Origin of the sequence: Thiomicrospira sp. (assembly GCF_014859555.1) — a bacterium.
Lineage (GTDB): Bacteria > Pseudomonadota > Gammaproteobacteria > Thiomicrospirales > Thiomicrospiraceae > Thiomicrospira.
On sequence record NZ_JACUTY010000010.1, the window covers coordinates 1 to 19,522 of the forward strand.

Below are 19,522 nucleotides of genomic sequence, written 5' to 3' on the forward strand. Positions count from 1 at the left end.
AGAATAAGTGACCTTTAAGTCCCGCAGAATCAACCAGGGGTTAATCGAGATGCCCGATTTAAGGCATTAAGGCTTTTCATCTGTGGCATTTCCTAAGTGTTATAATCTCGGCATTAATTATAGTGCCGAATGGTTTTAGGAATGAAAGGTTAGTTATGTCTGAATTGTTATCGCGCCGCATGAATCCGACCGAGCGCCGTGCGACCTTCTCGATTGCGGGGATTTTTACCACGCGCATGCTGGGTTTGTTTATGATTTTCCCGGTGTTTGCGCTGTTTGCCGAGCAAGAGTTTCAAGGCGTCACCGGCTTACAAATCGGCTTGGCGATAGGCGCTTACGGTTTAACGCAAGCCTTGTTGCAAATTCCGTATGGCATGTTGTCCGATCGTTTTGGTCGAAAGCCTTTAATTATATTGGGCATGGCGGTATTTTTTGTTGGCTCGATCGTTTGCGCATTGGCCGAATCCATTGAAATGATGATTGTCGGTCGTGCGATTCAAGGCATGGGGGCGGTCGCCGCGGTATTAACCGCCAGTGTCGCCGATTTAGTACGCGAGCCGTTTCGACTTAGAGCTATGTCAATTGTAGGGATTACAATTGGTTTGTCGTTTACCTTATCTTTAGTGGCTGGGCCGGTTTTGGCGGAATGGTTTGGTGTACGCGGCATTTTTTGGGTGATCGCTGGTTTGTCTGTGGTGGGCGCGTTATTAGTCATGTTTGCGGTGCCGGAAATTAAAAATCAGCAATTTCAGCGTGAAGCGCAAGCGGTGCCAGCGCAAATTTGGTCGGTATTACAAAACACCCAGTTATTGCGTTTGGATGTGGGTATTTTTGTATTGCACGCGGTCTTAACCGCGATGTTTATTGTGGTGCCATTTATGCTGCGTGACCAAGCCGGTTTAGATTCGCTTAGTCATTGGGAAGTGTATTTACCGGTGATGTTATTGTCGTTTGTATTAATGGTGCCGCTTATTATCCAGGCTGAAAGTTTTGGCCGCATGAAAATAGTATTCGCCGGTGCGATTTTAATGATCACGCTTGCCCAGCTGGGCATGAGCCAATGGCACACAAGTTACACCTGGTTGTTTGTTTGGTTACTATTGTTTTTTACCGCCTTTAATGTGTTGGAAGCTTCTTTGCCGTCTTTGGTGGTAAAGTTATCCCCGGCGGATAAAAAAGGCACCGCATCCGGCGTCTATTCCACCAGTCAGTTTTTAGGTGCGGCGGTTGGTGGTGCAATTGGTGGTTATTTATATCAAGCCTATGGTTATAATGGCGTGTTCGGTTTTACAATTGTCATCGGAAGTTTGTGGTTCGTGTTGGCTCTGACTATGCAAAAACCCATGCCTTGGAGTATCGCATCGGTATCAATCGGTTCAGTTGAACCGGGTGAAATTGAAGACATACAGAAAAGAATGTGTGCTTATGATGGTGTGTTTGAAGCGGTGGTGATCGCCGAAGAGCAACGAGCGTTTTTTAAAATTGATCGTAAAATAGTTGATGAAGAAGCCCTGATTCAATATTTTCAAGAAGCAAAGGTAAGAGAGTAGAGCTATGCGTGGAGTCAATAAAGTAATTTTAGTCGGTACCCTTGGTCGTGATCCAGAAGTGCGCTTTGCCGCCAATGGAACCGCAATCGCAAATTTAAATGTCGCCACCAGTGAGCAGTGGAATGATCGTGCCACCGGTGAAAAACAAGAAAAAACCGAATGGCACCGCGTGGTGATTTTCGGCAAATTAGCCGAAATCGCCCAACAATACCTGACCAAAGGTTCGCAAGTTTATTTAGAAGGCAAGCTGCAAACCCGCAAATGGCAAGATCAAACCAGTGGTCAGGATCGTTATTCGACCGAAGTGGTGTTGGACTTTAACGGTGTGATGCAGATGTTAGGCGGCGGTAACCGTGGCGGCCAACAACAAGGCGGTCCAAGTGATGTCGCGTTTGATCAAAGTCAGGGTGCGTATGATGGTGGCTTTGGTCAAACCCAGCAACAAGCCCCAGCACGTCCGGCTCAACAACGCCCAGCTCCACAAGGCGGTATGGGTGGTTATGCACAAGCCCCAATGGGCGGCGGTGCGCCCGCTCAGCAACAGCGCCCAGCCCAACAAGCGCCTGCACGCCCCGCTTATCAGCCGAATGATTTTGATGACGATGATGTACCATTCTAAAACACACCTGATAGCAAAGTTTTAATTCTGCATTCCTATAAAACCTGTCTTTGAGCAGGTTTTATATTTCTTCGTCTAGGAAAAGCTCGCAGTTAGCGGGTAGTTTTAGGTTCACAAAAGTGGTTTGTTGAATCGAATTTGATTATATTGTTTAGACAGTCCTTAAAATTAAAAACGGGATGATATTTCGTGCCAAAACCAAAGCAAGCTTTGATTAACAAGCCGACTGTGTCCGAAAATGAAGTCGAGCGATTGCTGGCTTATGATCTTTATTCGAAAGCTTTAGGCACCGTGTATTCCCATGCCATATTTGGTCTGATATTTGTGTTTTTGTTTTATTCAAAAGTACCGTCCCCCTGGTTAGTGGTTTGGGGTGGTATTTTGGCGCTGAATATATTGGTTCGGTTTGTTTTTATTCGCCATTGGTTGAGTGCAGATGAAGCAACACGTCAGAAGCCTTGGATGAAACAAATGTCATTAACCACCTCTTTGGTTAATGGGGTGTTATGGGGTATGACGGTGTTTTTCTTGGATTTTGAAAGCCTGCCGTTCGAGTCCTTAGCCGCCAGTATTATGGTGTTCGGCTTGGCAGCCGGGGCTGCGGTGTATGCGGCTTACTTTTTACCGGCTTTCTATTTGTCATCTGTGCCTTATCTTGGCAGTTATATGTTATATCACTTCGAAAAACTCACCTTTGAGTCGATGCTGATGGTGCTGATTTTGGCAGTGTTTGCCTTAATGTTGTATGAGCAAGCCCGACAACTTAACTCCACTCACCGAAAAAATATTTTTCAGCGGCTCGAAAACGACCAGTTAATTGAATCTTTAAAAGAGTCAAATTTAGGTTTTAAGAAGGCCTCTAATACCGACTTTTTAACCGGGATTCATAATCGTCGTCATTTTGACGAGATGATTAAACGGGTCTGGAAAAGCCATTTAATTGAAGAAAAGCCAGTTAGTATTATCATGTGTGATATTGATAGTTTTAAAGACTTTAATGATCGTTTCGGTCATCAATCCGGCGATAAAGTATTGGTAGACGTGGCGCAGTTGATTATTCAGAATGTGGGTTACAGTGATGCCTTACATCGTTATGGCGGGGAAGAGTTTATTCTTATTTTGCCCGAAACCGACTTGGTTAAAGCGACCGAGTTGGCTGAGCAGTTAAGGCAAAAGGTTGAGCGAATGTTGTTTGATGTCGGGCAATCCGAACAAACGCTTACAATGAGCTTTGGTATGAGTGCTCGTGTTCCTTATAACATGAACGACTATGTTGAACTGATCGCTGAGGCCGATGCGATGCTGTATAAAAGTAAACAGAACGGCCGTAACCAAGTGAGTGTGAAATAGTGGTGGCATACCACCCCAGCTTATAAAAAAAATAACTTCTAGCATTTAAGCTTTGTTTGGGTTGGTCGTTAAGGTGTTAGAGGTATATTATGAGTACGCAAAACGATATTAGCCCTGCGGTTAAATTTTTCTTTAAGTCTTTAGAGCGACGCTCGGACGCATTAAAAAACGCAGAACGCTTAACCGAAATTCGCTATAAAGAGGTGCCGATTGATGAAGTTGAGCAGTTTTTCCGCAGTATTAAAGGGCAGAACATCTTCATTAATACGGTGGGGGTGAACGGCAAACGTGAATCAACGATTTTGGCGAAAGCCATTTTTAACCTCAACCAAGTTGTTCGTGTGTATTACAGTATTAGCTTTGATGATAGCCAAAGTGGGTTTTTACGCATTCGCACGGATGTGGAAAACCAGACGATTGCGGTTGAGCGAATTCACGGTCTGCGACCACGCCCCGAGTTGCTTTATCAATCGGCGGATCAGTTAAAAATCGTGCGTTATATGACGCGTTGGTTGCTGCGTCGGATTGACTGGGATAAAACCAAGCTGAACAATTTGGAGCTGTATAAACAGTTTGTAGAGGCACGCCGCGAAGAGCATGAAGCACAATTGCGTGAGCAAATTGAGGGCGTAGTCGAAGAAATAGTGGATTCGAAAAAAGCCAAATAAAAGACCTAAGTTGGTAGGTTAGGCCGTTGAATTTAACCGTTAGTTAATGGCGGCGATTCACGGCCATATCGGCTAAGGCGATCAAGGCTTGTTTGTATTCGGAATCTTTAATTGGCGCTAAGGCTTGTTTGGCCAGCTCAGCTTCTTGTTGCGCTTTGTGTTGCGTAAACTCAATTGCGCCAGTTTGTTTGATGATCTCCGTCACCTCGGTAAGCAATGTAATGCCATCGGTCTCAATCGCGCGTTTAACCACTTGTTTTTGCGCTTCTTCGCCATGCTGCATGGCATAAATCAATGGCAAAGTTGGTTTGCCTTCTGCCAAATCATCCCCAATGCTTTTGCCCAGTTCTTCGGTGCTGGCGGTGTAATCTAACACGTCATCAATTAGCTGAAAGGCCGCCCCTAAATGCCGGCCATAAAGTGCAAAGGCCGTTTCCAGTTCAGGTTGTTGGCTTAATACCGGCCCCATTTGAGCAGCGGCTTCAAACAACTTGGCGGTTTTGCGATGGATGACCTGCATATAGCGGGCTTCATCGGTATTGGCATCGTGGCAGTTTAGTAGCTGTAAGACTTCGCCTTCGGCAATCACGTTGGTGGCTTCCGACATCACTTGCATAATACGCATTAAGCCGGGTTCGACCATCATTTCAAACGAACGCGAATATAAAAAGTCGCCCACCAATACACTGGCGGCATTGCCCCAAACTTCGTTGGCGGTTTTTTGGCCGCGACGTGTGTCGGATTCATCCACCACGTCATCGTGTAATAGGGTTGAGGTGTGAATAAACTCAATTACCGCCGCCATCATGCGATGTTGATTGCCGTTGTACTGACAGGCGTGCGCACTTAATAAAACAATTAAGGGGCGCAGACGTTTGCCACCGTTGTTAATAATGTAGTGGCCAATTTGGTTAATTAAGATCACATCGGATGCGAGGCGTTCAAGGATCAGTTGATCCGTGGCTTCAATGTCAGATTGAATCAGTTGGCGAATGTCATTCAGCGTCATAAATATAAGTGTCTTAGGTTTTGAAGTCGGCCATGCTGGCAAATTTATCGGCGTATAAACGATTATGAAGTTTATTATGATTCGAGGGCTTTGGAAAGGTTTTGAACAACTTTGTCGGTTTTTTTATACAATTGATTCTGAATTTAGCCAGCACCAGGCCTGGTGCTTAAGTTAAGCATAAAATATTTGTGTATTTGCTTTGACCTGGCAAATAAAACTCTATATAATCCCGCCTTTACTGTAGCGATGACTCGATCTATTATCCGAATCGTCCAAATGAACAGAATTTTCAATCCGGGAGATGTACAAAAATGTATGCTGTAATTAAAACCGGTGGTAAGCAATATCGAGTACGTCAAGGTCAAACTTTGCGCATTGAGACTTTAGGTCTGAATGAAGGTGACAAGGTTGAATTTGACGAGGTCTTGATGGTCGGTGAAGGCGCGTCTGTTAAATTAGGCACGCCTGTTGTTGAAGGTGCAAAAGTTGCGGCAACCGTTATAGGTAACGGTCGTGGCAAAAAAGTGACTATCATCAAATTCCGTCGTCGTAAGAACAAGTCTCGTTCTAAGCAAGGCCATCGCCAGAACTATACTGAAGTTGAAATCACAGGTATTTCAGCTTAAGTTTTAAACTTAGACTAGAACCAGGCCTGGTTGTTGAAGGCCTGTTACAGGAGATAGAACCATGGCACATAAGAAGGCCGCAGGTAGTACACGAAATGGTCGCGATTCTAATGCCAAACGCTTAGGTGTTAAGCGTTTCGGTGGCGAAGCTGTTTCAGCAGGAAGCATTATTGTTCGTCAGCGTGGTACTAAGTTCCATGCTGGCGTTAACGTTGGTCGTGGTAAAGACGATACCTTGTTTGCTAAAGCAGACGGTAAAGTTGCATTCGTGACCAAGGGTAAGCCAGTGCGTACCTATGTTGAGATTGTTGAGCAGACTGCTTAATCGTTTCGACCGTTCACATGCTAAAATAGAACGCCCTGCACACATTTGTGCGGGGCGTTTTTGTTTGAAAAAATAATAATCGGTTAATTTAGGTTGGTGAACCATGCAGTTTGTAGATGAAGCGCAAATTTTTGTTGAAGCCGGACGCGGCGGGAACGGCATTGCCAGTTTTAGACGCGAAAAGTACATTCCGTTTGGTGGCCCAAATGGCGGCGACGGAGGCGATGGCGGCAGCATTATTTTTGTGGCCGATGCCAACCTGAATACTTTAGTGGACTTTCGTTTTACCAAACGTTTTAAAGCCCAGAACGGTCAAGCTGGTATGGGAAATCAAAAAACTGGCCGTGCCGGTGAAGATCTGGTCATCCATGTACCGATAGGTACGATGGTAACGGATTTAAACACCCAAGAGCAGATTGGCGATTTGACTGAAAACGGTCAAGAATTGCTGGTGGCAAAAGGCGGACATCATGGTCTGGGCAATATTCACTTTAAGAGTTCCACCAACCGTACACCACGTCAGCATACCTTGGGCGAAGACGGCGAATTGCGAGAGTTGTTGCTCGAAATGACGGTGTTGGCGGATGTCGGTTTGCTGGGTCTGCCGAATGCCGGTAAGTCAAGCTTGATCAGTGCGGTTTCTGCGGCGCGCCCAAAAGTAGCCGACTATCCGTTTACTACACTTTACCCAAACTTGGGTGTGGTGCGTGTTTCGGCTGAAAACAGTTTTGTGATTGCGGATATTCCAGGCTTAATCGAAGGCGCGGCAGAAGGCGCTGGTTTGGGCGTGCAATTTCTTAAGCATTTGTCACGTACCGGTTTGTTGCTTCACGTATTAGATATTGCGCCGCTTGATGGTTCGGATCCGGTTGATGCGGTTCGGGTGGTTGAAAAAGAGTTAGAAAAATTTAGTGAAGAATTAGCCGGCAAAGATCGTTGGCTAGTGTTAAACAAAACCGATTTACTTTTAGATGAAGAAGCCGACGAACGTTGTGATGACATTATTCAGCGTCTAAATTGGACCGGTGAAGTGCATCGAATCTCAGCGGTTGAGCGCAGAGGTACAGACGAATTAATGCAGAAAATTTCTTGGGCTTTGATTGCCAATAAAGCGAAAGCGTTAGAAGAGCAAGAGTGAGATTAACATGGATCGTCAAGCCTTAACAAAGACTAAACGTTGGGTGATTAAATTGGGCAGCGCTTTGCTGACGAATGATGGCTCGGGTTTAAATCAAGCTGAACTGGCCAAGTGGGTTGCACAGATGGTGCAGCTGCGCGAACAGGGGGTTGAGATCATTATTGTGTCGTCGGGTGCGGTGGCAGAAGGCATGAAACGTTTAGGTTGGTTAAGCCGACCATCCGCTTTGCATGAGTTGCAAGCCGCTGCCGCGGTGGGTCAGATGGGCTTGGTGCAGGCTTATGAATCTGAGTTTGCTAAAAGTGGTTTACATACCGCGCAAATTTTAATGACACATGATGACTTGTCGAATCGCGCGCGTTATTTGAATGCACGAAATACCATTCAAACACTGGTTGCTCATGGCGTGATTCCGATTATTAATGAAAATGACACCGTTGTGACCGATGAAATTCGGTTTGGCGATAATGATACCTTGGCGGCCTTGACCGCCAATTTGATCGGCGCAGATGTTTTGGTGATTTTGACGGATCAACAAGGCTTGTATGACGCCAATCCGCGTGAAAATCCGCAAGCCAAATTAATTGAGCAAGCGCAAGTGAGTCGCAAAGACATTGAAGCTATGGCGAGCTCTGAAGGCGGTGCGTTAGGGCGTGGTGGCATGTTCACCAAGGTGATGGCGGCGAAACGTGCGGCGCGTTCGGGAACGGCGACCTTAATTGCTTCTGGACGTGAACCGAATGTGTTGCCGCGTTTGTTTGCGGCTGAAAATTTAGGCACCTTATTGGTTCCCGATTTAGAACCAATGAGGGCGCGTAAACAATGGTTGGCGGGTCATTTGCAGGCGCGTGGTTATTTAACCTTGGATGCCGGCGCAGTTAAAGTCGTGATGCAACAGGGTCGTAGTTTATTGCCCGTTGGCGTTACTCAGGTGGACGGTCAGTTTAAGCGCGGAGAACTGGTGATTTGTCAGGATGAAGCGGGTAAAGAAATTGCACGTGGTTTAATCAATTATGATCATAACGAAGCGCGCAAAATTTTGCGTCAATCCAGCCATAAAATTGTAGAACTGCTTGGGTATGCAGGCGATGAATCGATGATTCATCGTGATAATTTAGTTTTAGTTGAGTGTTAAAGGAACAAGTATGAATCGTTTTTTAAAAGTAATGTGTGTGTTATTCATTCCGGCTTGGGTTCAGGCACAAGGTGTGGTGGCGGATCGTCCTGGATTTTCGACTGGCACGCATACTCTCGCCCCGGGTCAATTGAATGTTGAGTTGGGCTATCAGGCTGATATGTGGAATTCAACAACGGCGCATACGCTACCTTTATTGAACCTTCGTACCGGCTTAACGCACGACTTAGAGCTGGGCATTGGCTGGGCGGGTTATCAGACGATAAAAAGTGATTCAACGCAAAGTGATGTCACCTTGGCTTTGAAAAAACGCATGATTACCAGCGCAGATTACAATTTATCCGCGTTAGCTCAGTTGGACTTACCAACTGGTGACAATTCGGATAATCTAAGTGAAACCAGAATGTTGGGTGGCCTGTTATGGGATAAGGCTTTGCAATCTGACTGGGGGTTGTTTGGTGTGCTACAGCTTGAGTCGGACTATCGGAAAGATGCACGTGAATTAAATCTTCAAGCGGCGGTTGGTACGAGTTTTACCCATTCAGGCCAAGTTGGCAGTTATGTTGAAGTTTATGCGGATGCGCCGCTTACTTATTCGGGCGATACGGTATTAATTCTTAATGCGGGCTTAACCTATTTGCTAAATGCAAATACCCAATTAGATGTTTATATCGGTGGTGGGCTAGAAAATAGCGACACCGACTTTATCGGGTTTGGTTACGCCCGTTTGTTTTAAGCCCTTCAAAACTCATCGCTGGATCGCTCGTGAGCGTGCCAGCACGTTTTTTTGAGTTTTAATCGAGTTCATATCTATGCTTTTTAGGCAAACCCTACTTCCCATTTCATCATTGTTTTTTGCCATCGCGTTGTTAGCGACCGGTTATGGCATGTTGATGACTTATATTGGCGTGTTTTTAAAGCAAGAAGGCATGACCGAATCGAGCATTGGTATCATAAATGCCGCGTTTTTTTTGGGCGCAATCTTAGCAGCGATTTTTAGTCAAAAACTTATTGTTACCGTCGGGCATGCCCGAAGTTTTTCGGCCTTTTCGGCGTTAATGGTCATTTCTTTTCTGGGGCATGTTTTAGTCTTTGATCCTTATGTCTGGGGCGTGTTGCGCCTGATCTCTGGGTTTGCTTTTTATGCTTTGTTAATTGTGTTGGAAAGTTGGTTAAACGAAAAAAGTACCCACGCAGAACGGGGACGCGTGCTGGCGATTTACACCATTATTTTCTTCTTGGCGACCGCTTTAGGTCAGTTTATTTTACTGATGGATGTGCAGCCTGAAAGTGTGTTTGTAATCGGTTCGGTGCTGGTGTTGTGGTCACTGGTTGCAATCGCGATCACCAAAATATCGCAGCCAGTCATGCGGCCATTTGAACGTTACAGTATGCCTAAACTATTGACGGTCGCACCGTTGGCTTTGGTCGGCAGTTTTGTAGGTGGGTTTTTCGTCGGCGCGTTTTATACCATGATGCCGCTTTATGTGCTTAAGTCGTTTGGTGATGGCAGTGCGGTGGCGATTTTTATGGCGATTAGTATCTTAGGCGGGTTATTGGCGCAATGGCCAGTGGGGACGTTATCTGATCGTTATGGCCGGCGTAAGTTGATTGCCTGGGCTGGGTTCTTTAGTTTTGTTATTTTTATGTTGATGCTGATCGCGCCCAATAGTTTATGGGTACTCTATGGGCTGGGTTTTTTAATTGGTATCAGTTTGTTTAGCATTTATCCGTTAAGTGTGGCGCGCGCTAACGACGTGTTTGATGAAAACAAGGATATTGTCGAAATCAGTCGGACCCTATTATTTTCCTATGGCTTAGGTTCGTTTTTAGCACCGTTGTTACTAGGGTTTGTGTTGGGTTACTCGGTGACGGTATTTTTTATCATCCTGGCCTTATTTGCCGTTGGCTTGGGTGTGTTTGCCTTAATGCGTGAGCGGATTCCAGATGATCACTTGAGTGTGTTTGTGGCGGTACCAGCGGCCTCCGGCTCAGTTTTGGCTGAAATGGATCCACGCCAAGATGAGCAGTGGGTTGAAGAACATCGGCCGGATTTTGAGGCCGATAACACGGATAATAAGCCGTCATAATTGTTTGAATATAGTCAGAGGTTGTTATGAAATTAATTGATATTACCTGTCATCCCGCCGCCTCACCTAAGTTAACTAAGTTGTTGAATAATCACCAGGCCTGGTTGTTTCGACAAGCGGAATTGCAAGACGAACATAAGCATTGGTTTCAAATCACGCTGCATGACTCTCAAGTGCAGCAAGCGTTAGATCAAATTCAAGACGTGTCTCAAGAATGTCCAGACCAGGTTCAAGTTATGGTGTTGGAGGTCGAATCGGTTTTACCCGAACCTGAAACGAAAAAAGACGATACCAAAGAGCAAGATGGTTCGACTACCTACCGTGAACAGCTTTATCAAACCATCGAACAAAATGCTCGCCTGAATACTAACTATTTAGTGTTGGTGGCCTTGTCTACTGTGGTGGCGGCAATAGGTATGATCGAAGATAACGTCGCCATTATTATTGGTGGCATGGTGATTGCCCCTTTATTAGGCCCTAACCTAGCCTTGGGGTTAGCGACCGCGTTGGCCGACTTGGATTTAATGAAAAAGTCCTTAGTTTCTGGTGTGGCGGGCGTTGGCTTAGCGATTGGTTTGTCGATGTTAATGGCTTTAGTGGTGCCGATAGATATTAGCGTGGGCGAACTTCAATCTCGAACTTACGTGGAGTTGCCGGCGGTGGTGTTAGCGCTGGCGTCCGGTGCAGCGGCGGCTTTGTCGGTTACCTCCGGCGTGGCGAGCGTGTTAGTTGGCGTCATGGTCGCGGTGGCTTTATTACCGCCCGCTGTGGTGTTTGGCATTATGTTGACGCTCGGGCATTTTGATTTGGCGCTGGGTGCGGGCTTGTTATTAGCGGTGAATATTGTGTCGGTGAATTTGTCGTCCAAAATTGTGTTTTTCTTAAAAGGCATTCATCCCAGAACCAATGCGGAACAGCAAAATGCCAAACGTTCGTTAATCATTTACTTTGTAATCTGGGTTGTGACGTTGGGATTGTTAATCGCGGCGATTTATTTAACCCAGTTTCAACCCGTGTAATTAGCTGAGGCTGAGGCTGAGGCTGAGGGTGGTGAAAAAAAGCCGCGTTTGGAAAAGTCCAACGCGGCCAATTAAGTTTGTCATTCAAAGCCTGGTTTCATGTTTTGATTGCAGGCTTATTGAGTGAGTAGATTAAAAGTCGTAACGGAAACCAACCGCCAGTGCATTACCACCACCTGTTAATGAGTCAGCAAAATCGCCGCCACCGCCAGCTTTACGGTTAGCAATGGCGTTCCCACTTTCCTGCTGATAAAACTCGATAAAGGTTTTTAAGTTTTTGCTGTATTGATAGTCTGCACCGATATGCAAAATCTCCCCACCAAAGCCATCAACGTCAGCAATCATTGCTTTAAAAGTATATTGGTTTAACTGGTAGTCGGCATAAAAGTTAGCTACGTTTGAATTATCAGAGCCTTTCGCACTCCATTGTTCAAGTTTAACTCCTACATACAACTGGTCAATTTGTTGGCCTAAAGCCGCACCCAACAATTGTTCGTCAATCGCATTATCTACCTGTTCTATACCGATCGAAAAGTCAGTACCATTATTGTTATAAGTAGCGGTCAACTGGTAACGATTGTCGTCAAAGGTATCAGCGCGACCCGAATCATCCTTCATGACAACCCCGGCGGCAAACGACAAACCATTATAGTCTGGGCTATAGTAACTAACGGCGTTGTAAGCACGGAAATAGGCGAGCGTAGCATAGCCACTATAGTAAGTGCTGAATCTATCTACCTTGTAAGAGATAGCATTGTAAAAAGGTAGCCACATTTGGCCATAAGCCAATGACCCATGATCCGTATTGATTCCTACTTGAGCGACACGTAGATCACGTGTGTCGTTATAAGGGTCTTGTACCTTAAAATTAGCCATATCAAACGGGATTTCTAATTGCCCAAACACTTCAACTTTATTGCTAGCTTGCCAGTTGGCCTTGAACCCTAGGCGAGAGTAGGCATCACGCATACCTATATAGCTATCGCTTTCACCTGATTGATATGTTACCCCACTATCTGGGTTTACAGTTTCAGCTTGCATGCGAGCGGAGCCGTAAAAGTTAATATCGAGACTCGCCAGCACGCTAGCGGGCGCCGTCATCGCGATACTTAAACCTAATGCTTTAATAAGAATAGGGTTAGTTTTCATTTTAATTTCTCCGTTTATTTTAAGGTGCTACTACTTGATTTAAAAAGTGCACGTGACGCGAATATTGTTCGAGTACATCATTCAGGATGGTTTCTTTTGGCCAGCCCATAATGTCGTAATCTTGACCGCCTTCACCTAAATGAACTTCAATACGATAATATTGACGTTCTTTCATTAAGGCCTCCTGTGTATCACGCATAACTAAAGCGGCGGGTTCGTAAGCATGTGGGCGCGCTGAATAGAAGAAGTCAATTTGATCACCGTGACGTACTTCGATCCAAACCCGTCCGTCTTCTGCCGTCTTAACGTGGGCGTCAACCCCTTGCTTAATAAGTTCATCTTTGACTTCAGTTAAAGCGGGTTTAACGGTTTTTTCAATATAGTCTAATACTTCACGTTTTGATGGCAGGCTAACTAATGTGGTTAAACGTTCTTTCCAGCTCATATGGCTGTTGCTTAAACGCGGTGAGGCTAAACTGCTATGTTTAGCCGCATCAATACGCAGCGATCGTATTAAACCCCAGGCCATTAAAATCATAATAATGGCGAAAGGTAACGCACTCGCAATGGTGGCGGTTTGTAATGCCGCTAAGCCACCCGTTACTAATAGGGAGGCCGCGAGAATACCTTGAATCACCGCCCAGAAAATACGCTGCCATGTCGGCGAATTAGTTTTGCCGCCAGAGGTTAAGCGATCAACCACTAACGAGCCAGAATCGGCACTGGTGACGAAAAAGGTAATCACCAATAAGGTAGCGACCATGGCTGTAATACTGGAAAGAGGCAGGTGCTCTAAGAACTGGAATAGCGCAACCGATGTATCGGCTGAAACGGCGGTTGCCAATTCACCAATTCCTTGAATCATAATCATATTTAAAGCGCTGCCGCCAAAAAAGGTCATCCACATAAAGGTAAAGCCGGTGGGTACTAATAAAACACCCAGCACGAACTCACGAATAGTGCGGCCTTTTGAAACCATGGCGATAAACATACCAACAAAAGGTGCCCAAGCAATCCACCAGCCCCAATAAAACAAGGTCCAACCACCGACCCAGTCGGTAGGTTCGTAGGCATAGAGATTAAAGGTCATTTCGAAAATATTAGAAATGTACATACCCGTATTTTGAACAAGGGTTTGTAGTAAAAACACGGTTGGGCCAGCAACTAACACAAAGGCTAATAAAGCGCCAGCTAGCAGCATGTTTAAAATGGATAAACGTCGAATACCCCCATCTAACCCGAGCGCAACCGAACCCGTAGCAATGGCCGTAATAACCGCAATTAAGATAACTTGTGTGGTGGCAGAAACCGGCACGTCAAACAAGTAGTTAAGTCCGGCGTTGATTTGCATGACACCAAAGCCTAACGAGGTTGCCACCCCAAAAAGGGTACCCAATACCGCAAAGGTATCCACCGCATGACCAATAGGGCCGTGAATACGTTCGCCAAGTATAGGGTAAAGCGATGAACGAATTGTCATCGGCATACCGTGTCTAAAGCTGAAATAAGCTAATGACATCGCAACGATCGCGTAGATCGCCCAGGCGTGTAATCCCCAATGGAAAAAGGTGATTCGCATGGCTTGGCGTGCGGCTTCAGCCGTTTCGGCATCACCTACAGGTGGGCTCACATAATGCATTACTGGCTCGGCCACGCCAAAAAACATCAAGCCAATGCCCATGCCGGCAGAAAACAGCATCGCAAACCAAGACAAGTTAGTAAAGTCGGGTCGGCTGTGGTCATTGCCAAGCTTGACCTTGCCATAGCGAGAGACCGCTAATATTAAGATGAAAATTAGAAAACCGGCAACGGCTATAATGTAAAACCAACCCAACTGGGTTGATATCCAACTTAGGGTGCCAGAGAATAGAAGGTTTGCTGGTTCTTGAAAAAAACTAACAAATAAAACCAGAGCAATCGTAATTAAAGCGGTGCTGAAAAAAACAGGCGCATTAATTAGTATTTTAGGTGGAGTGGATGTTGACATAACTTAGAGCCTTTGATGAAAATGAATAAAAGGATTTCTTGAACCTGATTGTACAGGTCATAACAGCTTCAAGTACAATGAATCCTATGATAAACAATATAAAGTGTTTAGCTCAAAGATATAATGAGCCCTGATTAAGTGAATAGGAGGTTGTATGCCGACACATTTTCCCATTGAAGAAATCCTATCCGGTTGCGGGAAATGCCACGCTGAGCTGGGTTTTGATTTCACGTTTGCATTCCAGCCCATCGTTGATTTTTCAAAGCGTAAAATGTTTGGTTATGAAGCTTTGGTTCGTGGCCCACAGGGTGAGTCGGCTTGGAGTATTTTAAGCCAGGTTAATGATCACAACCGTTATTCATTTGACCAGGCTTGCCGAGTAAAGGCGATTCAGTTAGCCAGTGAGTTAAAATTGGGCAGCATGTTAAGTATCAACTTTTTGCCAAATGCAGTATATGAACCTGCGCATTGCATTCAAAGTACCCTACAGGCTGCCAATAAATTTGGTTTTCCGATCGAGCGCATTATGTTTGAAATTACCGAGTCCGAACAGGTGCAAGATGTCGCGCATTTAACTAAAATTTTCGAGTACTACCAAAAGCAAGGTTTTACTACGGCGTTGGATGATTTTGGTGCGGGCCATGCTGGCTTAAATACGCTGGCAAGTTTTGTGCCCAATATTATGAAAATTGACATGGAGTTGGTGCGAGACATTGATACCCATAAAACCAAACAAATTATTGTTAAAAGTTTGGTGGATATGTGTTGTCAGTTGAATGTCACCGTTTTAGCCGAAGGCCTGGAGACACAAGCCGAAGTTGATTTTTGCAGTGATTTGAATATTAACTTAATGCAAGGTTATTACTTTGCCAAGCCCGGTTTTGAAAGTCTGCCGACTTATGATTGGTGATGCTCGGAAACAATCACCAGGCCTGGTGATTGCGTAATTAACAATAAAAATTTCATTTTTCCTCTTGAAACTGGTTTTACCAGCCCCATATTAGCCTTGTCTTTAAATAAATAATTTTTAGTGGGTGCTCAAAATTGAGCATCAACAGTTGTAAAACCCCTCTATCAAACTTGAGTTAGGAGAAAATCAATGAGCATTAAACCTTTGCATGATCGCGTTGTTGTGCGTCGCTTAGAAGAAGAAAAAGTATCAGCTGGCGGTATCGTACTTCCAGATTCGGCGAAAGAAAAACCAGCCGAAGGCGAAGTAGTTGCAGTCGGTCCAGGTAAGGCTTCTGATAGCGGTACGGTTATCGCCATGTCTGTGAAAGCGGGCGACAAAGTATTGTTTGGCAAGTATGCCGGTCAAGAAGTAAAAGTTGATGGCGAAGAGCTATTGGTTATGCGCGAAGACGACATTATTGCAGTTTATGCTTAAGTCGATATCTTGTTAGACGAATAACGAAATGAATTAAATTGAGGAATCACGAAGATGGCAAAAGAAGTTAGATTTGGAATTGAAGCGCGCGAGCGTATGGTTGAAGGGATTAACGTCCTAGCAAACGCCGTAAAAGTAACGCTTGGCCCTAAAGGGCGTAACGTGGTGATTGAAAAGTCATTTGGCGCACCTGCCATAACCAAAGATGGTGTCACGGTCGCACGTGAGATTGAGTTGGAAGACAAGTTCCAGAACATGGGCGCACAAATGGTTAAAGAAGTCGCTTCTAAAACCAATGATGTCGCTGGTGACGGAACAACCACCGCTACCGTGCTTGCACAAGCGATTGTGCGTGAAGGTATGAAATCGGTTGCGGCTGGTATGAACCCAATGGATCTTAACCGTGGTATTCATAAAGCGGTTGAAGCGGTGGTTGCTGAAATCCAGAAAATGTCTAAGCCTTGCGAAACGACGGCAGCGATTGCTCAAGTAGGTACGATCTCAGCGAACTCTGACAGCACCGTTGGTAAGTTGATTGCGGACGCGATGGAACGTGTTGGTAAAGAAGGTGTGATCACGGTTGAAGAAGGTTCTTCATTGCATGATGAGCTTGAAGTGGTAGAAGGTATGGAGTTTGATCGTGGTTACTTATCGCCTTACTTCGTCACCAACCAAGAAAAAATGGTGGCCGAGCTCGATAACCCTTATGTGCTTTTGTATGATAAGAAGATCTCTAACATTCGTGAATTGCTCCCGACTTTAGAAGCGGTTTCAAAATCAGGTCGTCCGTTATTGATTATTGCCGAAGATGTTGAAGGTGAAGCACTAGCGACGTTGGTTATCAATAATATGCGTGGCATCGTTAAAGTGGCCGCGGTTAAAGCGCCTGGTTTTGGTGAACGTCGTAAAGCCATGTTGCAAGACATTGCAGTATTAACCGGTGCAACGGTTATTTCTGAAGAAGTTGGCATGAGTTTGGAAGGTGCTACGTTAGAAGATTTAGGTCAAGCGAAAAACATCAATGTTGGTAAAGACACCACCACGGTTATTGATGGTATCGGTGCTAAAGCCGACATCGAAGCACGTTGTGCGCAGATCCAGTCACAATTAGCGAATACCACGTCTGATTATGACAAAGAGAAGCTGCAAGAGCGTTTAGCTAAACTTTCTGGTGGTGTGGCGGTGATCAAGCTTGGCGCGGCAACTGAAATGGAAATGAAAGAGAAGAAAGATCGTGTAGACGATGCGCTTCACGCAACACGTGCTGCGGTACAAGAAGGTATCGTACCTGGCGGTGGTGTAGCCTTGGTTCGCGCTAAGTCGAATGTGACCGTTAAAGGTGACAACCACGACCAAGAGGTTGGTATCCAGATTGCTTTACGTTCAATGGAAGAACCGATGCGTCAGATCGTACAGAACTGTGGCTTAGAAGGTTCTGTGGTTGTGAATAAAGTCATGGAAGGCAAAGGTAACTTTGGTTTCAATGCGTCAACTGAAGAGTATGGCGACATGATCGAAATGGGGATTATTGACCCAGCTAAAGTAACGCGTACTGCGCTACAGAACGCCGCTTCAATCGCAGGCCTAATCATTACGACTGAAGCGATGATTGCGGATCTACCGAAGAAAGATGGCGGCTCAGCCCCTGATATGGGCGGCATGGGTGGAATGGGCGGCATGATGTAATCTAATTTAGATTAGATCAACGTTTATTACGTTCAATAAAAAGCCCCGGCTAACTCAGTTAGTCGGGGCTTTTTTGTATCAAAATTTCTACTAAAAATTAGCGCGAATTAAGCTCGTCTATCGCGACATCCAGGCGGCTGTTTAATAAGTGTCCAAAAAAATCATAAGCCCCGTTATTTATGATCGGGCGCGCGAGTTCTTGCCCTTCACCATTTACAAACAGTAAGCTGGGTAGCTCAACGATATTATGAAATAAAGCAAAATCTTCAGCGGTAGTGGTTTGATTATAAAAGTCGGTTAACACTTGCGGGCTGTCAATAAAAACTTCTACAAAATGGGTTCCAGCGGGAAAGTGTTCGAATCGAATAATGGCGTTGAGCGCGCGTTGTTTAAGTTTTTCACAAGGCAAGCAATAACTGGCGTTAAAAAATATCACCAAAGGTTTATTGTCGGTCAAAGCTTGTTGTCCGACTTGGTAAAGGTTATGTTTGACTTCCATGGTGGGCTGGGCAACCACCAGGCCTGGTATCAAGGTCAGTAGTATCAGGGCGAGTTTTTTCATGGTGAATCCCGTTTTTCGGTTTAGAAGAGTTCTATTCTAAGCAAATACACGATTTCTGGGTGAAATTTCAATGCAAGCCTGTTGGGTTTCGATAAAATAGCTTAATTATCATGTCCGAAAACTAAGGAGTGGGTTATGAAAAAGATTCAGGTAGGAATTGTTGGCGGCACGGGTTATACCGGTGTTGAATTGTTGCGTTTGCTAGCCAATCATCCACACGCCGAAGTAAAAGTCATCACTTCTCGTTCTGAAGCGGGCATGAAGGTCGCTGAGATGTTTCCTAATCTACGCGGGCATTATGACTTGGTGTTTTCAGGGCCAGATATGTCGACTTTAACCGATTGTGATTTGGTGTTTTTTGCCACCCCGCATGGTGTTGCGATGAGTTTGACGCCGGCGTTGGTTCAAGCGGGGGTGCGCGTGATTGATTTGGCGGCCGACTTTCGTTTGAACGATTTACAAGTTTGGGAAAGCTGGTATGGCATGGCGCACACCTGCCCAGAAATTATGGACGAAGTGGTGTATGGTCTACCAGAATTTAACCGTGAAAAAATTAAAACCGCCAAGGTTATTGCGAACCCAGGTTGTTACCCAACTGCGATTCAGTTAGGTTTTCAACCTTTACTAAAAGCAGGCCTGGTGGATATTGATCACTTAATCGCAGATGGCAAATCGGGTGTTAGTGGTGCAGGTCGTGGTGCGAAAGTAGGCTCTTTAAGTGCCGAAACCAGTGAAGGCTTTAAAGCCTATGGTATTAATGGGCATCGGCATTTACCAGAAATTTCAGAGGGCTTGAATCACATGGCCGGATCGCGGGTGAGTTTAACCTTTGTACCGCACCTAGTGCCGATGATTCGCGGGATTGAGGCGACGTTATATGGCAAGTTAAACCAAGACTGGTCGCAAGAGCAGCTGCAAATCTTATTTGAAGAGCATTATGCACAAGAACCATTTGTGGATGTGATGCCTGCTGGCAGCTTACCAGATACCCGCATGGTAAAAGGCTCGAACATGTGTAGGATGGCGGTTTACCGTCCGGCGGGCGGCGATGTAGTCGTAGTGACCTCAGTCATCGACAACCTGGTAAAAGGTGCGTCGGGTCAGGCGGTACAAAATATGAACTTGATGTTTGACTTAGAAGAGACCTGCGGTTTGGAGCAAGTCGCGCTAATGCCTTAGTTCGAGTTCGCAGCCATTAGGCTTTTGGTTTATAATGATCTAC

19 protein-coding genes are annotated in these 19,522 nt (G+C 45.3%); 15 read left to right on the forward strand and 4 right to left on the reverse strand.

All coding sequences use genetic code 11. The annotated features are described in order from the left end of the window. Positions 1-155: 155 nt before the first annotated feature. The 4 genes from IBX48_RS03025 (at position 156) to IBX48_RS03040 (ending at position 4,187) form a co-directional block, all read left to right on the forward strand. Positions 156-1,550 (forward strand): MFS transporter, encoded by a 1,395-nt coding sequence (locus IBX48_RS03025; RefSeq protein WP_296830584.1) that lies wholly within the window; start codon positions 156-158, stop codon positions 1,548-1,550. Positions 1,551-1,554: 4 nt separating this feature from the next. Continuing rightward, positions 1,555-2,169, forward strand: coding sequence for a single-stranded DNA-binding protein (ssb, locus tag IBX48_RS03030; protein WP_296830586.1), 615 nt, complete (start codon positions 1,555-1,557; stop codon positions 2,167-2,169). Positions 2,170-2,358: 189 nt separating this feature from the next. Then, complete coding sequence (locus tag IBX48_RS03035; protein ID WP_296830588.1) at positions 2,359-3,519, forward strand: GGDEF domain-containing protein; 1,161 nt, start codon at positions 2,359-2,361, stop codon at positions 3,517-3,519. Between the two features lie 89 nt (positions 3,520-3,608). Further along, on the forward strand, positions 3,609-4,187 hold the full coding sequence (locus IBX48_RS03040) for a hypothetical protein (RefSeq protein WP_296830591.1): 579 nt from the start codon (positions 3,609-3,611) through the stop codon (positions 4,185-4,187). A gap of 43 nt (positions 4,188-4,230) precedes the next feature. Here IBX48_RS03040 and ispB read toward each other — a convergent pair whose 3' ends face one another. Continuing rightward, positions 4,231-5,196 carry an octaprenyl diphosphate synthase gene (gene ispB, locus IBX48_RS03045; RefSeq protein WP_296830592.1) on the reverse strand — a complete coding sequence of 322 codons (966 nt, stop codon included), beginning with the start codon at positions 5,194-5,196 and terminating at the stop codon, positions 4,231-4,233. A gap of 311 nt (positions 5,197-5,507) precedes the next feature. Between ispB and rplU the strand changes: the two genes are divergently transcribed. The 7 genes from rplU to IBX48_RS03080 all read left to right on the forward strand — a co-directional run bounded on the left by rplU (position 5,508) and on the right by IBX48_RS03080 (position 11,529). Further along, complete coding sequence (gene rplU, locus IBX48_RS03050; RefSeq protein WP_029936018.1) at positions 5,508-5,822, forward strand: 50S ribosomal protein L21; 315 nt, start codon at positions 5,508-5,510, stop codon at positions 5,820-5,822. Positions 5,823-5,883: 61 nt separating this feature from the next. Beyond that, positions 5,884-6,147: a 50S ribosomal protein L27 gene (gene rpmA / locus IBX48_RS03055; RefSeq protein WP_296830595.1), complete on the forward strand. Its 264-nt coding sequence runs from the start codon at positions 5,884-5,886 to the stop codon at positions 6,145-6,147. A 103-nt stretch (positions 6,148-6,250) separates the two neighbouring features. Further along, positions 6,251-7,285, forward strand: coding sequence for an Obg family GTPase CgtA (cgtA, locus tag IBX48_RS03060; RefSeq protein ID WP_296830597.1), 1,035 nt, complete (start codon positions 6,251-6,253; stop codon positions 7,283-7,285). Between the two features lie 7 nt (positions 7,286-7,292). After that, complete coding sequence (proB, locus tag IBX48_RS03065; protein ID WP_296830600.1) at positions 7,293-8,420, forward strand: glutamate 5-kinase; 1,128 nt, start codon at positions 7,293-7,295, stop codon at positions 8,418-8,420. Positions 8,421-8,430: 10 nt separating this feature from the next. Next, complete coding sequence (locus IBX48_RS03070) at positions 8,431-9,156, forward strand: transporter (RefSeq protein ID WP_296830602.1); 726 nt, start codon at positions 8,431-8,433, stop codon at positions 9,154-9,156. 76 nt (positions 9,157-9,232) lie between these two features. Further along, entirely contained in the window at positions 9,233-10,510 is a 1,278-nt protein-coding gene (locus tag IBX48_RS03075) for an MFS transporter (RefSeq protein ID WP_296830604.1), read from the forward strand. Between the two features lie 26 nt (positions 10,511-10,536). Then, on the forward strand, positions 10,537-11,529 hold the full coding sequence (locus IBX48_RS03080; RefSeq protein ID WP_296830606.1) for a TIGR00341 family protein: 993 nt from the start codon (positions 10,537-10,539) through the stop codon (positions 11,527-11,529). A gap of 132 nt (positions 11,530-11,661) precedes the next feature. Here IBX48_RS03080 and IBX48_RS03085 read toward each other — a convergent pair whose 3' ends face one another. Together IBX48_RS03085 and betT are read right to left on the reverse strand one after the other, a co-directional pair. Further along, the gene (locus IBX48_RS03085; protein ID WP_296830608.1) at positions 11,662-12,678 is read right to left on the reverse strand and encodes a porin; all 1,017 of its coding nucleotides are present in this window, start codon (positions 12,676-12,678) and stop codon (positions 11,662-11,664) included. 19 nt (positions 12,679-12,697) lie between these two features. Then, the gene (betT, locus tag IBX48_RS03090) at positions 12,698-14,665 is read right to left on the reverse strand and encodes a choline BCCT transporter BetT (protein ID WP_296830610.1); all 1,968 of its coding nucleotides are present in this window, start codon (positions 14,663-14,665) and stop codon (positions 12,698-12,700) included. A gap of 154 nt (positions 14,666-14,819) precedes the next feature. Between betT and IBX48_RS03095 the strand changes: the two genes are divergently transcribed. The 3 genes from IBX48_RS03095 to groL all read left to right on the forward strand — a co-directional run bounded on the left by IBX48_RS03095 (position 14,820) and on the right by groL (position 17,738). Further along, the gene (locus tag IBX48_RS03095) at positions 14,820-15,575 is read left to right on the forward strand and encodes an EAL domain-containing protein (protein ID WP_296830612.1); all 756 of its coding nucleotides are present in this window, start codon (positions 14,820-14,822) and stop codon (positions 15,573-15,575) included. 189 nt (positions 15,576-15,764) lie between these two features. After that, positions 15,765-16,052 carry a co-chaperone GroES gene (groES, locus tag IBX48_RS03100; RefSeq protein WP_296830614.1) on the forward strand — a complete coding sequence of 96 codons (288 nt, stop codon included), beginning with the start codon at positions 15,765-15,767 and terminating at the stop codon, positions 16,050-16,052. Between the two features lie 54 nt (positions 16,053-16,106). After that, complete coding sequence (gene groL, locus IBX48_RS03105; protein ID WP_296830616.1) at positions 16,107-17,738, forward strand: chaperonin GroEL; 1,632 nt, start codon at positions 16,107-16,109, stop codon at positions 17,736-17,738. Positions 17,739-17,835: 97 nt separating this feature from the next. Here the strand turns inward: groL and IBX48_RS03110 are convergent, their stop codons facing one another. Beyond that, positions 17,836-18,300 (reverse strand): hypothetical protein, encoded by a 465-nt coding sequence (locus IBX48_RS03110; protein ID WP_296830618.1) that lies wholly within the window; start codon positions 18,298-18,300, stop codon positions 17,836-17,838. A 135-nt stretch (positions 18,301-18,435) separates the two neighbouring features. Here IBX48_RS03110 and argC point away from each other — a divergent pair, with 135 nt between their 5' ends. Next, positions 18,436-19,479 carry an N-acetyl-gamma-glutamyl-phosphate reductase gene (gene argC, locus IBX48_RS03115; RefSeq protein ID WP_296830620.1) on the forward strand — a complete coding sequence of 348 codons (1,044 nt, stop codon included), beginning with the start codon at positions 18,436-18,438 and terminating at the stop codon, positions 19,477-19,479. Positions 19,480-19,522: the final 43 nt, after the last annotated feature.

Coding starts and splice junctions, on each gene's coding strand:
- IBX48_RS03070 (WP_296830602.1), top strand. CDS start 8,431: ATGAATCGTTTTTTAAAAGTAATGTGTGTGTTATTCATTCCGGCTTGG.
- rplU (WP_029936018.1), top strand. CDS start 5,508: ATGTATGCTGTAATTAAAACCGGTGGTAAGCAATATCGAGTACGTCAA.
- IBX48_RS03075 (WP_296830604.1), top strand. CDS start 9,233: ATGCTTTTTAGGCAAACCCTACTTCCCATTTCATCATTGTTTTTTGCC.
- IBX48_RS03080 (WP_296830606.1), top strand. CDS start 10,537: ATGAAATTAATTGATATTACCTGTCATCCCGCCGCCTCACCTAAGTTA.
- IBX48_RS03110 (WP_296830618.1), bottom strand. CDS start 18,300: ATGAAAAAACTCGCCCTGATACTACTGACCTTGATACCAGGCCTGGTG.
- IBX48_RS03095 (WP_296830612.1), top strand. CDS start 14,820: ATGCCGACACATTTTCCCATTGAAGAAATCCTATCCGGTTGCGGGAAA.
- proB (WP_296830600.1), top strand. CDS start 7,293: ATGGATCGTCAAGCCTTAACAAAGACTAAACGTTGGGTGATTAAATTG.
- groL (WP_296830616.1), top strand. CDS start 16,107: ATGGCAAAAGAAGTTAGATTTGGAATTGAAGCGCGCGAGCGTATGGTT.
- ssb (WP_296830586.1), top strand. CDS start 1,555: ATGCGTGGAGTCAATAAAGTAATTTTAGTCGGTACCCTTGGTCGTGAT.
- groES (WP_296830614.1), top strand. CDS start 15,765: ATGAGCATTAAACCTTTGCATGATCGCGTTGTTGTGCGTCGCTTAGAA.
- betT (WP_296830610.1), bottom strand. CDS start 14,665: ATGTCAACATCCACTCCACCTAAAATACTAATTAATGCGCCTGTTTTT.
- ispB (WP_296830592.1), bottom strand. CDS start 5,196: ATGACGCTGAATGACATTCGCCAACTGATTCAATCTGACATTGAAGCC.
- argC (WP_296830620.1), top strand. CDS start 18,436: ATGAAAAAGATTCAGGTAGGAATTGTTGGCGGCACGGGTTATACCGGT.
- IBX48_RS03025 (WP_296830584.1), top strand. CDS start 156: ATGTCTGAATTGTTATCGCGCCGCATGAATCCGACCGAGCGCCGTGCG.
- IBX48_RS03040 (WP_296830591.1), top strand. CDS start 3,609: ATGAGTACGCAAAACGATATTAGCCCTGCGGTTAAATTTTTCTTTAAG.
- cgtA (WP_296830597.1), top strand. CDS start 6,251: ATGCAGTTTGTAGATGAAGCGCAAATTTTTGTTGAAGCCGGACGCGGC.
- rpmA (WP_296830595.1), top strand. CDS start 5,884: ATGGCACATAAGAAGGCCGCAGGTAGTACACGAAATGGTCGCGATTCT.
- IBX48_RS03085 (WP_296830608.1), bottom strand. CDS start 12,678: ATGAAAACTAACCCTATTCTTATTAAAGCATTAGGTTTAAGTATCGCG.